General features: G+C 73.2%; 9 protein-coding genes. 2 read left to right on the top strand and 7 right to left on the bottom strand.

The window, feature by feature from the left end; all coding sequences use genetic code 11:
• Positions 1 to 140: 140 nt before the first annotated feature.
• The gene (locus DQ384_RS23945; protein ID WP_147268879.1) at positions 141 to 2,990 is read left to right on the top strand and encodes a type 1 periplasmic-binding domain-containing protein; all 2,850 of its coding nucleotides are present in this window, start codon (positions 141 to 143) and stop codon (positions 2,988 to 2,990) included.
• Positions 2,991 to 3,038: 48 nt separating this feature from the next.
• Here the strand turns inward: DQ384_RS23945 and DQ384_RS23940 are convergent, their stop codons facing one another.
• From DQ384_RS23940 to DQ384_RS43065, 5 genes are all read right to left on the bottom strand, one after another.
• Positions 3,039 to 3,416, bottom strand: coding sequence for a sensor histidine kinase (locus tag DQ384_RS23940; RefSeq protein ID WP_114031111.1), 378 nt, complete (start codon positions 3,414 to 3,416; stop codon positions 3,039 to 3,041).
• A 298-nt stretch (positions 3,417 to 3,714) separates the two neighbouring features.
• A complete protein-coding gene (locus DQ384_RS23935; RefSeq protein ID WP_245966727.1) occupies positions 3,715 to 5,766 on the bottom strand; it encodes a bifunctional copper resistance protein CopD/cytochrome c oxidase assembly protein in 2,052 nt (683 codons plus the stop codon).
• On the bottom strand, positions 5,763 to 6,353 hold the full coding sequence (locus tag DQ384_RS23930) for a copper resistance CopC family protein (RefSeq protein WP_114031110.1): 591 nt from the start codon (positions 6,351 to 6,353) through the stop codon (positions 5,763 to 5,765). Before DQ384_RS23930 ends, DQ384_RS23935 begins: the two co-directional genes overlap by 4 nt.
• A gap of 159 nt (positions 6,354 to 6,512) precedes the next feature.
• Positions 6,513 to 7,868 (bottom strand): helix-turn-helix domain-containing protein, encoded by a 1,356-nt coding sequence (locus tag DQ384_RS23925; RefSeq protein ID WP_181871373.1) that lies wholly within the window; start codon positions 7,866 to 7,868, stop codon positions 6,513 to 6,515.
• Between the two features lie 138 nt (positions 7,869 to 8,006).
• On the bottom strand, positions 8,007 to 9,659 hold the full coding sequence (locus tag DQ384_RS43065; protein WP_245966726.1) for a PucR family transcriptional regulator: 1,653 nt from the start codon (positions 9,657 to 9,659) through the stop codon (positions 8,007 to 8,009).
• 116 nt (positions 9,660 to 9,775) lie between these two features.
• Here DQ384_RS43065 and DQ384_RS23910 point away from each other — a divergent pair, with 116 nt between their 5' ends.
• Complete coding sequence (locus DQ384_RS23910; protein WP_181871372.1) at positions 9,776 to 12,016, top strand: xanthine dehydrogenase family protein molybdopterin-binding subunit; 2,241 nt, start codon at positions 9,776 to 9,778, stop codon at positions 12,014 to 12,016.
• Between the two features lie 99 nt (positions 12,017 to 12,115).
• On the opposite strand, the gene DQ384_RS42310 is transcribed toward DQ384_RS23910, so the two are convergent.
• Both DQ384_RS42310 and DQ384_RS40520 read right to left on the bottom strand, forming a co-directional pair.
• Entirely contained in the window at positions 12,116 to 13,510 is a 1,395-nt protein-coding gene (locus DQ384_RS42310) for an excalibur calcium-binding domain-containing protein (protein ID WP_220183106.1), read from the bottom strand.
• 139 nt (positions 13,511 to 13,649) lie between these two features.
• A complete protein-coding gene (locus tag DQ384_RS40520) occupies positions 13,650 to 13,850 on the bottom strand; it encodes a hypothetical protein (RefSeq protein ID WP_147268878.1) in 201 nt (66 codons plus the stop codon).
• Positions 13,851 to 13,858: the final 8 nt, after the last annotated feature.

The following is a 13,858-nucleotide window of genomic DNA, read 5'->3' as shown; positions in this document are numbered from 1 at the left end:
GCGAATGATCCGCTGATCGGCCCCGCGCGGGACGTGCGCCCGACTTATGCTGGAGAGGGCAAGAAGCCGTTCACGGCCCCTTTTCCATTCCCGACTTCCCGCCGATCCCAAGCCTTTTCAGGGGACCACCGAGGAGATCCGTGACCTCAGCCCCCCTTTCCGTCCCGGAAGGGCCGCGCTCCCCCGTGACCGCCGGCCCGGCGCAGGCGGATCCCGTTCACACGTCCCAGTCGCGGCGCGAGGGCCTGCAGGAACTCCTGCGCGTCTTCGACCGCGTCCGGGTGCGCCCGACCCGGCGCAGCGGCGACATCCCCCTGCCCGTTCTGTGGGTGACCGGGCCGTGGGAGGCGACGTCGGCGATGGCCGACGCCCTCGAAGAACGGTGCGCCGGCACGCCCTGTGCCGTCCTCACCCCGCCCCAGGAGGCCGAGGGCCCGGCCGAGCCTGCGCCCCCGTACGCGACGCGGGCGGCACGCCTGTCCGAGGCGGCGAAGAACCTGGCCGAGCACGCCTCACCCGGGGAGGCGCACCTGCGCTTCCCGCTGTTCGCGCAGGTGCAGTGGCTGCTCGGCCTGCACGTCACCGAGGAGGGCCACGAGCTGCGCGACGGCGTCAGGCGCGCGATGAACCAGCGGCGCCGGCAGATCGGCACGGGCACCGAGCAGGAGCGCAGGGGCTTCTGGAAGAACGTCCGCGCCTACGCCGAGGGCCCGCTGCCCGCGTGGGCCGCCGCCACGGCCATCCTCAGCGCCGGGTGGGCCGACCAGCTCACCACCCTGTTCGGGTTGTGCGCGATCCTCGCCGGCCCGGTCATCGGCTCCTTCCACGTGCTGCTGCTGTCGCGCAACTGGGCCGGTCGCCGCCGGTACATGTGGTTCCTGCGGCAGCCGTACCTGATGCCCGACAACCGGCGCAACCAGCCGCGCGACCTGACCGGCTTCGCCGTGCGCCTGCTGTCCGCCCGCGACGACGCCGCCTCGGCCGACCCGCGCCGGCAGAGGGAGGCCGCCCAGGCGAACGACGAGATCGAGCGCCTGCTGGTGAACGCGTTCCTGGAAGACCTGCGCCAGGGCTACGAGCGGCGGCTCTGGAAGGTCTGGCGGCGGGTCGCCTGGGCGCGCACGTCCTACCCGGTGTTGCTGGTGAACGGCGACGACGACCGCCTGGTGGCGCGCGTCGAGGAGGTGCGCGCGGCCACGCGCCTGGCCGACCCGCTGCTCGTCGTCGTCACCGGCCCCGGCGACGTGGCGGGGGCGCCGCGCGCGGTCCCCGCCCGTCGCGTGAGCGTCCTGGCCGGACGGCCCGACCGCGCCGAGGAGCTGTGGGCCCAGTGGGAGGCCGAGCTGGCCCGCGACCGCGCCCTCGGCTCGCACCGCGTCCTGCGCATCGAACTGGAGGCGGAGGACGAGCAGGCCATGGCCAAGGCCAACTCGGTTCCGCCGGAGGGACGGCCGAGGCCCCTGCTCGCGCATCCGGCGATCCCGTGGCTCGTGGTGGCGGCGCTGGTGGCGGTGTCGCTGGTGCGGGTGCTCGCGACCGCGACCGCCACCTGCGGCCCCGGCATCTGGCGCGTGCCCTCGGGCGAGTGCGTCGGGGTCAGCGAGGACGGGTTCGTCTTCGCCCCGCACCTCGCCCCCGTGCTCGGGCTCATCGACCGGCAGAACCGCGCCATCCTGGCCTCCGGCCACCCGTACGCCTCCGTGGTCTACTTCGGCAAGCTGACCACTTCGGGGCATTCGCAGGCCGGGGCCTACGACCCGCTGACCGACATCAACGGCGAGCTGGCCGGCATCGCGCTGGCGCAGGGGCGGCTGATCGAGAACAACGCCGACGGCAGCCTGCTCCAGATGCGGGTGCTGCCGGCGAACGGCGGCGCCGACTTCGTGTACGCCGAGGACGTCGCCCGGGAGATCCTGCGCCGGGTGCGCGACGACCCCACGATCATCGGCGTGATCGGGCTCGGCGAGAGCAGGAAGCAGGTGCGCGCGGCGATCCAGGAGCTGGGCAGGAAGGCGCTGCCCGTGATCAGCACCACGTCCACCTTCGACGACCTGGGCATGCGGGAGGCGGACGGCAGGCACATCCCGTCGTTCTTCCCGCTCGCCCCGCCCAACACCCGGCTCACCGCCGTGGCGGCCGGGTGGGCCCGCGCGGGGGTGCCGGAGCGGAAGGCGCCCCCGGCCAGGACGGCGAAGGTCTTCATCGACGCCACGCCCAGCGACCTGCTCGGCGAGGACCTCGGCGACAAGTTCATCGCCGCGTTCGGGAAGGGAGCAACGCCGATCCGGTACTCCAGGGCCGCCGACCTGGAGAAGGGGATCACCGAGGTGTGCCGGGGCAGGGACCAGCCGGATCTGGTGTACTACGCGGGCCGGACGGCGCAGTTCGGGGCCTTCGTCGACGCGCTCGCCAAATCGCAGTGCCACCAGCTCACGGTCATGGCCAACGACGACGTCACGCAGTACGTCAACGACCACGCCCCCGAGCTCGGCGGCAACGACCGCGTGCGGGTCATGTACGTCGCGCTGGCGCCGCCGAGCACCAAGAAGGACGAGCGGAACATCTTCCCCCCGAACTACGGGACGGACTTCTACAAGAGGCTCGACGGCCTGGTCCGCGAGCTCGGCATGGCGAAGCTGGAGCGGACGCGGCTTCCCTCGCCCGAGTACGCCGTGCAGGCGCAGGACGCGGCGGTGGCGCTGATGCGGGCCGCCCAGGAGGCGTTCTCCGGGCAGGGCGCCCCCGCCCCCGAGGACGGCGGGCCGGGGGTGGTCGACCGGGGCGGCGTGCTGCTCGCGCTGGAGAACCTCCAGGAGATCGACGGGGACAGCGGGCTGGTCAAGCTGCACGGCGCCGCGGACGGCCGGCACGCCAAGGACCGCCCGATCCTGCTGGTGGCCATCGACCCGGACGGCCGCCAGGTGGTGGTGCGCCAGTGCGGCAAGCTGTACGCCAAGCAGGCGCCGAACCCCGGCTGCCCGGAGCCGTGACGGTCTCCGCCGGGGCTTCACCTCGTGGGGCTCCGGCGGTGTCCGGGCTCAGATCTGGCCGCTGACGGTCGTGCCCTCGCCGACGACGCTGTTGATCGTCAGCACGCCCCCCACCTGACTGAAGCGCAGCTTCATCATGTCCATGCCGCGGCCGGTGCGCCCCGGGGGGAAGCCGATGCCGTTGTCGCTGACGGTGAGCCTGAGCCCGCCCCGGCCCACGGTGAGGGCGATGGAGACGGTGTGCGCGCCGCTGTGCCGCTCCACGTTGGTCAGCGCCTCGGTCACGACGGCGTAGACGGCGTCGGCGACGGGGCCGGTGACGCGGTCCTTGGGCATCGCCCACACCTCGACGGTGATGCCGGTGCGTTCTGACCATTCCGTCAGATAGTCCTCGATCGCCCGCGCCAGACTTCGCTTTCCGCGCATGCGCAACTCTTCGTACAAAATCCCACCCTCCTGGCGCACCGCTCCGGCGACGTGATCACGGTCCCCACCGCGCTGCCTTTACGGGCGACGCTACCGACGCGTACTTGGAGAGCGGTTGTACCTGAGTGAGATAGAGACAGGACGACCCCGGGCGAGGTGTCCGGCAAGCCCACTCACTGTCTCTATGCCCGATACCCTGGCTGCCACGCTACCCGCAGGTAGGGCATGACGCGCTTCGGTGATCGGAGGCTTGACCTCTTCTCTGCGAACCTGGCCCGGAACCTAATCCGGACAGGCGTTAATCCCGGCGGCTCTTGTCCATCTTGTCGGCCTTCCCGGCCCTCCCGGCCTTCTCCGGCCCGCCGGCGCCGTCCATCTTGCTGAGCCTGGCCAGGTAGTCGTTGTAGGCGTCGAGCTCGACGTCGCCGCTGCCGCCGACCTTCGCCGCGCGCGCGTCGGCGCGGCGGTCGGCGCGCCGGGCCGAGCGGTCGTCGGCGCGGTACCACTGGAAGGCGATCGCGATCAGGACGATCAGCGTGGGGATCTCGCCGAAGGCCCAGGCGATGCCGCCGCCGGTGCTCTGGTCGGACAGCCCGCTAGCGCCCCACGTGCGGCCGAGCTGGTCGTACCAGTCGGCGGCGATCACCGTGCCCATGTTCATGAGCGCGATGCCGAAGAACGCGTGGAACGGCATGGTGACGAACAGCAGCAGCAGCCGCGCGATGTGCGGCAGCCGGGTCGGCGCCGGGTCCACCCCGATGACCACCCAGAAGAACAGGCTTCCGCTGAGCAGGAAGTGCAGGGTCATCGCGATGTGGCCGAGGTGCTCCTCCATCGCCGAGGCGAACAGCGGCGTGAAGTACAGCGCGTAGGTGGACGTCACGAACAGGGCCGTCGCGACGGCGGGGTGCGTGACGACCTTGGTGACGCGGCTGTGCAGGATCACAGTGATCCACTCGCGCGGGCCGCGGTCGCCGCGCCGCGCGGCGGGCTTGAGCGCGCGCAGGGCCAGCGTCACCGGCGCGCCGAGCACCAGGAAGATCGGCACGAGCATCGAGAGGACCATGTGCTCGGCCATGTGCACGCTGAACAGCACCGGCGCGTAGCGGGCGACGCCGCTCTGCGTGGCGAGTACCAGCAGCAGCACGCCCACGCCCCAGCTGATCGTGCGTCCGATCGGCCAGCGGTCGCCGCGGCGGGCCAGCCGTACGACGCCCGCGCCGTACAGGCCGGCCAGCGCCGCGGCGACCACCGCGAAGAACAGGTCGAACCACCACAGGGTGGCCAGGTTGGCGAGCGAGACCGGCGGCGGGATCAGGTAGCCGAGCAGCTCGAAGGCGCGGTCGACGGGGAGGTCCAGCGGCGGCGGGGCGGTGCGCGAGAGGGCGACGGCGAGGCCGACCGCCACCAGCATGATCAGGCCCTCGACCCCGGCGAGCCGGGTGAACGCCCCGGGCCGGCCCGCGGTCAGCTCGGGCAGCGTGCGTCGGCGGTGCCACCAGCCGAGCGCCCCGAGACCGGCGAAGGCGGCCCCCTTGGCGACGATGATCAGGCCGTAGGAGGTGGTGAACAGCTCGCCGGCGGCGCTCAGGCGGGCCAGCGCGCTGAACACGCCCGACAGGCCGGTCCCGGCGAAGCACCACAGCGCCATGCGCGAGAAGCGCCGGGCGGCGAGGTCGAGGTGGGGCTGCCCGCGCACGGCGTGGGCGACCAGCAGCAGGAGCCCGCCCACCCACAGCGACAGCACCACCAGGTGCAGCGCGACGCCGGTCGTGGCCAGGCTGTGGTTGGGCGCGGAGGAGGAGTGGCCGGTCAGCGCGGGGGGCATCAGCGTGGCGAGCGCCAGGACCAGCAGACCTCCGGAGGCGCCCGCGGTGATCGCGCCGCGCGAGAACAGCGCGATGGCGGTGCCGAACAGCACCACCAGCGTGAGCGCGATGCCCTGCGGCACCTGGCTGGCGTAGCTGGTCAGCTCGTTGCCGCCGAGCACCTCGGTGACGGGTGTGCCGAGCGTCTCCGACAGGCTGAAGACCAGGGACGACGCGGCGGCCAGCGCCCAGACGAGCGCCGTCCACGCCGCGGCCCTGACGTAGCCCTGGGCGGGTTTGCCGAGCAGGCCCTTGTCGTTCGGCAGGAAGACGGTCGCCATGAGCAGCAGGCCGACGGTGAGCACGCCGGTGACGTCCATGGTCAGCTTGGACAGGGGCAGCGCCCAGCGGGTGAGCGTCCCCTCGTCGGGGAGGCCCGGGATGATCCGGGGGGTGGCCGCGCCGCCCGCGACCATGGCGACGACCAGGCCGGCCAGCGCGGCGCCCACGCCGGCCAGGGCGAGGCGGAGCCGTGCGCTCACGGCTTCTTCCGCAGGCTGATCATCGTGCCGATGCCGATGCCGGCGACGCCGAAGACGGCGATCCACACCCAGGCGGGGATGCCGCCCGAGCCCGCGTCCCCCTGCTCGGCCACCGGGGTCGGGGTGAACGGCGGCGGCGTGGGGGCGACGGCGATGGGGCTCTCGGTGGGGGACGGCGAGGCGGCCGGGGGCGTGGGGGTGGGCGAGGGCGTGCTCGCGGCGGGGGCCTTGACGGTGAACGGGATCTCGCCCTCGATGGGGTGACCGTCCTCGGAGACCACGCGCCAGGCGATGGTGTACTTGCCGGAGGGCAGAGTGCCGGCGACCTTCTGCGTGACCGTCGGCCCGTCGGTCTTGGGCTTGCCGTCCTTGTGGTCGCGGCCCTCCGCGTCGCGCACCAGCACGACGGGGAACTTCACGCTCTCGGTGAAGGTCAGCGTCACCTTGTCGAGGGTCTCGACGGTGGCGCCCTTCTTGGGGTCGCTGCTCTTGAGGGCCGTGTGGGCCAGCGCCGGGGACGCCACGGCGGTGCCCAGCACGACGGCGGCGACGAACGCGAGCAGGGCCGCGAGCGGAGAAGTCCTCATAGTGCCCTAAGGCTACTCAGGCGAGGGGGCGGTCCTACCACAGCCGTCCCCTTACCAACGGGCGTGGCGCGCGCCGTCCGCGAGCGCCAAGGCGTGGTCCTCGCGGGACCGTGCGGTCTCCTGGAGGACAGGCCGGCGTTCAGGACGGACGGCGGTGGCTCACAAGCCGACGCAGGCGAGGGCGCGCTGGTAGGCGGTCACACTGGCCTCGCCGTCGTCGAGGCGCTCCAGCGCCGTGGCGGCGGTCAGCCAGCCCTCGGCCACCTCGCCCGTGGCAGGCGCGGAGGCGAGGAGGTCTTCGGCCGCGGCCAGCTCGGCGGCGGCCTGCTCGACCTGCCCGAGCAGGAGCAGGGCGTTGCCGAGCAGCAGCTGGGCGTCGGCACGCAGCGCCCGGGGACGGTCCTGGACGAGGTCACCGGCCTTGCGGGCGTACACGAGGGCCTGGTCGGGGTTGCCGAGGACCATCTCGACCTTGGCCAGCTCGATCGCGCACCGCGCGCGGTCGACCGCGCTGCCGAAGGTCTCGGTCAGCTCCTGCTCGCTGCGCAGGAACAGCCCGCGGCACGTCTCGGCCTCGGCGGGGCGCACCCGGGACCGCAGGATGGCGAGGGCCAGCCGCAGACGGGCGAGATTGCGGGGCTCGCCGGTCTCGGACTGGATGGCCAGGGCGCGCTCGCCGAGAACGAGGGCCTCCTCGCCACGCCCGGTGCGCTCGGCGACCATGGCGGCGTTCCAGCAGGCGGCGACGGTGGCGCGGGGGGTGCCGAGCATCTCGGCGGCCGACAGCAGCTCTCCGGCGAACTGCCGGGCCCTGAGCATGTCGTGACGCACGGTGTAGGCGGCGAGCAGGGTGGCGCCGAGCTCGACGAGGTCGTCGTTCCAGGCGGGCCTGGCGGGCCTGGCGGGGCCCATGATCGCCTCTTCGCCGACGCGCACGGCGTCGGCGAGGTCGCCGCGGTCGCGGTAGCAGCGCGACAGCGCGATGGCCACGGCGATCGCACGCTCGGCGGGCAGCGGCTCGGTGGCGGACTCGCGCAGGCGGCACAGGACGGTGATCGCCTCGTCGAGGTCGCCGCACGCCTCGCTGGCGAGGGCATAGCCGTACTCGGCCTGCTGGCGCAGGCCGGTCAGGCCGGCGAGGCTGCCGTCCTCCAGAAGCTCGGCATACCGCCGCCGGGCCTCCGAGACCTCGCCGTTGTTGAGCGCCATGGTGGCGTACCCGAGGCCCAGTTCAAGGTCCTGCATCTGTTCGGCGGTGACACCGTTGATCAGATACGTTAGGGAGCAATCAAGCTTCGCCGCGAGCAGTTCCAGAACGGCGGCCGTCGGCGTACGCTTGCCACTCTCGATCAGGGATACATAGCTGTCCGAGAGTTCAGGGTGCGCCAGCTGCGCTTGAGAAAGACCACGCTGGCGGCGAATCGTCTTGATTCGCTGCCCTATGAGATCTTGACCGGTCACCGGCACTCCTTGAAGATGTAAACCCGACAACTGCCACGAACGGGAGTCCCCCATGCGCCGCCGCTTTGTACTGTCCGCCCTGAGCGTCTGCTTTATGACGCTCATCGGCGTTGGAGCCAATGCTACGACTACAGAAGCTTCTACGTCTTCCCTTGACCAGGCGCCGGCCGTCTGGTGCTGCTGATTTGTAACTCAGCAGGCACGTAACGCGAGGAAAAGGTCCACCCTGTCCGCCATTGAGGACAGGTTCCGTCCCGTAAGGTCCTCCACCCGGCGGATGCGGTATCGCACAGTGTTGACGTGCACGTGCATACGGGCGGCACAGCCGTTCCAAGATCCGGCACAGTCGAGGAACACCCCAAGGGTACGGACCAACTCCGATTGGTGACGCCGGTCGTACTCGAAGAGCGGTTCCAAGATCCGATCCGCGAACGATCGCCGCACATCGTCGGGAACGGTGGCCAGCAGGAGAGCGTGAGTATAGATCTCATCGCTGGTCACCACCCCTCCACCTCGCGCCTCAGCGAGACGTCTCGCGTGGCCCGCCTCTTCGGCGCCACCGCGGACGGCTCCGGGACCGTTCAGAACGGCACTCACGCCGACTGAGACCCGCATCCGCGGGACGGCCTGGAGCGCCGCCACCCCACTCCCCAGTAGGCCCAAAATCACGTGCACACTACGTTGCACATGCGATCGACCTTGCACCTGCACGGTACTACGCACTCGCGTTTCTGTCCCGGATCCGGGGCCGTCCACTTTCGATCTCTTCTCGGTCTCCTCCCCCTTCCCGTGCCGCCTCTCATCGTCCGGCGCCGCGAACACGCGCAGGGGGACGAGCGCGACCGCGCCGTCCGCGCCCACGGCCGCCACCACTCTGCGCTCCAGGAACTCCTCGATCACCTGCCCGCCCAGCGCGGACGGGTCCGGCCCGTCCGTGGCCCCGGGCCGCGCCACCGTCGCGGTGACCACGACATACGGCTCCTCCGCGCCGACGCCACAGGTGCGCAGGCGCGCGGCCAGCTCAGCGGGATCCGGGGCGGCCGACGAGGCGAGGCCGATGAGCTGCTCGGCGAGCCGCCGCTCCACCCGGCGCCCCTCCTCCGTGCGGCCGCGGGCGAGCGCGACGCACGCCGCCAGCTCGAACCCCATGTCCGCCTGGTCCGTCAGGTCGGACTCGAAGACCAGCGCCCAGCCGGCCGCCCGGTGCGCGCGGTCCACGGCGAACAGCGTGAACGTCCCCTCCGGCGTGCGCGCGACGTGCGGCAGCCGGGGCGCGGTGAGGTACTCGCGGGCGAGCCGGGCCGCGAGGTCGCCGTCGAGCCGGCCCGCGACGACCCCGCCCGCCGCCGAGACGACGGCGCCGCTGACGCCGAGCTCCTGCGCGGTCAGCGCGAACAGCTCGTCCAGGCCGGTGCCCTCGGCGACGGCGGCGACGATGCGCCGGTGCCGGCCGAGCGCGCCGCGCGGATCGGCGGCCACGCCGGCGTGGGCCTGCGCCCTCTCGGCCAGCGTGCGGAACGAGGTCTCCTCCGGCACGTCCAGCAGGGGGAGGTCGTGCTCGCGGCATGCCTCGACCAGATCCTCGGGCACCATGCCGAGCAGGGCCCGTCCGGCGCCGAGCGCGGCGACGCCCGCCGCGGCGAGGGCCTGGACGAAACGACGGGAGTCCGCCGGGTCGCGCCGCCACATGAGCCCGGTGAGCACCAGCTCCCCGCCGGACAGGTAGCGGCCGGGGTCGGGCAGGTCGGTGATGTGCACGCCGGCGAACCCCCGGTCGAGGTGCCCGGGGTCCGACAGCAGGGCCAGGCGGAGCTCGTCCATCGCCACCAGCTCACGTATCAGCACCGTCCCAGGCTAACCGGGCGGATTTGGACGAACCTACAAGCGGCCCCACCGGGCGGCCCGGGCGTTTCGCGCCGGTGTCCATTGGCCCACCAGAAGGCGGCTGATGTACTGCAGGTGTGACCCACACCGCGAGCAGCCGCAGCCAGGACCAGGGGGTGGGGGCGAGCGCGCCCCGGCCGGACGGCACGCTGAAGGTGACCGGCGAGTTCGCCTACTCCTCGGACCTGTACCTGGCGGACATGCTGTGGGGCGCCACGGTGCGCAGCCCGCATCCGTCCGCGTGGATCCGCGCGATCGACGTGAGCGCCGCGCTGGCGATGCCGGGCGTGCACGCCGTGCTCACCCACGAGGACGTGCCGGGCAGGAAGTTCTACGGCCTGGAGCACAAGGACCAGCCGGTGCTGGCCATCGACCAGGTCCGCTACCAGGGCGAGGCCGTGGCGATCGTCGCCGCCGGCCATCCGGAGACCGCCCGGCGCGCGGCGGCGGCCGTCCGGGTCGAGTACGAGATCCGCGAGGCGGTCACCGACGCGCGGCGCGCGCTGTTCGACCCCGAGTCGCCGCAGGTGGGGCCGGGCGGCAACGTCGTGCGCCACCAGCCCGTCCGCGTGGGCAGGATCGCCGAGGCGGGGACGCCCGGGGCCGCCGAGGTCGTGGTGACCGGCGAGTACGAGGTCGGGATGCAGGACCAGGCGTTCCTCGGCCCGGAGTCCGGCCTCGCCGTGCCCGCCGAGGACGGCGGCGTCGACCTGTACATAGCGACACAGTGGCTGCACGTGGACCAGGACCAGATCGCCCCCTGCCTGGACCTGCCCAAGGACAAGGTGCGCCTGGCCCTCGCCGGGGTCGGCGGCGCGTTCGGCGCCCGCGAGGACCTGTCGATGCAGATCCACGCCGCGCTGCTGGCCCTGCGCACGGGCCGCCCGGTGAAGATGGTGTACGGCCGCGAGGAGTCGTTCTTCGGCCACGTCCACCGGCATCCCGCGCGCATGCGCTACGAGCACGGCGCCACCCGCGACGGCAGGCTCGTCCACGTCAGGGCCGAGATCGTCCTGGACGGCGGGGCGTACTGCTCCTCCTCCCCCGCCGTCGTCGGCAACGCCGCCTCGCTCGGCGTCGGCCCGTACGAGGTGCCCAACATCGAGATCGACGCCTACGGCGCGTACACCAACAACCCGCCGTGCGGCGCGATGCGCGGCTTCGGCGCCGTGCAGGCCTGCTACGCGTACGAGTCGCAGATGGACCGGCTGGCCGAGGCGTGCGGGATCGACCCGGTGGAGATCCGCGTGCGCAACGCCGTCTCCCAGGGGTCGCGGCTGGCGACCGGCCAGGTCATCGACTCCCCCGCGCCGCTGGCCGGCATGCTGCGCGAGCTCGCCGCGATGCCGCTGCCCGCCGGCGAGCCCTCGTCCGACCTGCGGTCGCTGCCCGGGGGGGTCGCGCAGACGACGCACGGCGAGGGGGTGCGCCGGGGCGTCGGGTACGGGGTGGGCATCAAGAACATCTGCTTCTCCGAGGGCTTCGACGACTACTCGACGGCCCGCGTGAAGATCGAACTGCTCGGCGGCGCGCTGCACGTGCAGGTGCACACGGCGGCGGCCGAAGTCGGCCAGGGACTCGTCACGCTCCAGGCGCAGATCGCCCGCACCGAGCTCGGAGTCGAGCGGGTGACCGTCGCCCCGGCCGACACCTCCGTCGGCTCGGCGGGCTCCTCCTCGGCGTCCCGGCAGTCGTACGTGACCGGCGGCGCGGTCAAGACCGCGTGCGAGGCGGTGCGCGAACGCCTGGACAAGCTGCGCGCCGAGCACGCCGAGCTGACGCGCGAAGAGCTGGTGGAGCGGTTCGGGCCCATAGAGGAGACCCGCGAGTACCGCCACCGGCCGACCTACCCCATGGACCCGGTCACCGGCCAGGGCGACTCCCACACCCAGCTCGCGCTGTGCGTGCACCGGGCCGTGGTGGACGTCGACGTCGAGCTCGGGCTGGTCAAGGTGGTCGAGCTGGCCGCCGTCCAGGACGTCGGGAAGATCCTCAACCCGGTCGCGCTGGAGGGGCAGATCCACGGGGGCTCGGCCCAGGGGCTCGGGCTCGCGCTCATGGAGGAGATCCAGGTCCGGGACGGGCGGGTGCTCAACCCGTCATTCACCGACTATCTGATCCCGACGATCCTCGACATGCCGCCCATGAGGCTGTCGATCCTGGAGAACCCCGACCCCGCCGCGCCGTACGGGCTGCGCGGCGCGGGCGAGCCGCCCACGCTGTCCTCGACCCCCGCGATCGTCGCCGCCGTCCGCGCCGCCACCGGCCTGCCCCTGGCGAGGATCCCGCTGCGGCCGCAGGACATCGCGCTCGCCTGACGTCCCCAGGAGGGCGGCACGTCGCCGTCCCGAGGACCGGACGTCGTGCCCGCGTGGCATCCCCGCGAGCGAGGGAGGCCACGGGCGGCGACGCCGCGCTCAGGTGATGTCGCCCCGCTCGCAGGCGTAGCCGTCGTGGTCGCCGTCGACGTACCAGTCGTACTCGACGTGGACGCCCTTGGTGTACGGGCCGTACCCGGCGGCGTTGGCCTTTTTGCAGTCGGGGAAGCGCGGGTCGGGCGTGCGGTGGGCGGACACCCCGGTCTCGCGGGGAGCGGGGGTGCTGCCCGCCGATGAGGACGGCGTGCCCTGCGCGGAGGGGCCGCCCTGCGCTGCCGGGGGGACGAGCGGGCCGGGGCCGTTGTCCGAGACGGGCGGGGTGGCCGCCCCGGTGGAGGGGGCGGAGGGCCCGGTGGAGGGCCCGGTGGAGGTCCCCGTGGGGAGACCCGTGCCGGGAAGGCCGGTGTTGGGCGTGCCCGTGTCGGGGAGGCCGGTCGGCCGGCCGGCGGCCGGGTCGCAGGTCGCGGCGCCGCCGGGCGTGGCCGTGGAGCCGGACGGCGTGCCGGTGTCCCCCAGGAGCGGGGTGCCCTGCTGGCCCGTGCCCCCTGGAGGCGGCGTGCCCTGCTGGCCGGTGCCGCCCGGAGGCGGGGTTTGACCGGTGGTCCCGTTCGGGGTGAGGGTGCCCTGCTGGTCGGTGCCCGTGCCGCCGGGCGGGCACGTCGAGGGCGGCCCGGACGGAGTGGCCGGCGCGGGGGCGCCGAGCAGGCGCGTCACCATCGCGTCGGCGGCCTCCTTGGTGAGGCCGGAGATGCTGAAGCTGTCGGCGGTGAGCGCCTGGGCGACCCTCGGCGCCGTCACGACGCGGTCGCCCACCACGACGGCGAGCAACTGGTTGAGCGAGTCCTCGGTGAGGGAGGACAGCCGGCTGCGGCTCTCGGGCGCGGGGACGATGCGGACGGAGTAGCTGCCGTCCACGTCGGCGACGGCCTCGACCTTCACCACGGAGGTGACCGTGACCCCGGGGGCGACCTGGTAGCAGGTCGTGCCCGCGTCGTCGAGGACGGCCTCGGCTCCCGGGCACGGCGCGGGGCGGGTGCCGGTCACCGGCGCGAAGTGGATCGTGGTGGCCAGGCGGCGGGGCGGCGGGGCGCCCAGGGGACGGTCGGGCGTGCGGGTCATCAGCACGGCGATCGTGCCCACCACGCCGGTGACGACGATGACGACGACGAGCCCGGCCAGCAGGGCGATGGTGGTCGACCGCGAGGCGCGCGGCGGACCCGGCGGACCGGCCGGAGGACCGCCGGGGGGCGCGGGATCACCCGGCGCGGCGGGACCGCCCGGGCCCGAGGGCGGGACCTCCCCGCCCGGCGGCCGCTCGCCGGGACCACCCGGGACCTCGCCGGCGGCCGGCGGAGGTTCGCCGGACGGCATGCCGGGAACGCCCGGCGGCTCCTCCGGGCGACCAGCATGATCGTCCGCCGGATGGTTACGCATCCTCACCCCTGTGCCTTGCATCGCAGGGCCGAGCCTATCGAGGCTCATGAGATCCAGCTAACCGCCCACAGCCCTTTCACAGGCTCGTCCTAGGCTGGAGAGAGCCTGACAATTTGCCACGTACCTGGGCCGATTGGTTTCACCCTGCCCCATGGCCGGCGCCCGGCGGGGCACGCAAAGTAAGAGGGCCGGGCCCGGCAAGGGCCACGTCCCCGTCCGGACGGGTCACCACCGGCACCGGATCCGTCCCGCGGGCGCCCCGCCACGGCCCCCTGGCGAAGCGGGTGGCGAGCACGAGGAAGCACAGCGGCCACCAGGAGTTCACGAGGAAGTACGGCACCGGCGAGC

This window comes from Sphaerisporangium album (assembly GCF_003323745.1).
GTDB lineage: Bacteria > Actinomycetota > Actinomycetes > Streptosporangiales > Streptosporangiaceae > Sphaerisporangium > Sphaerisporangium album.
The sequence above is the reverse complement of the archived record's forward strand: the minus strand, read 5'-3'. Positions and strand labels throughout refer to the sequence as shown.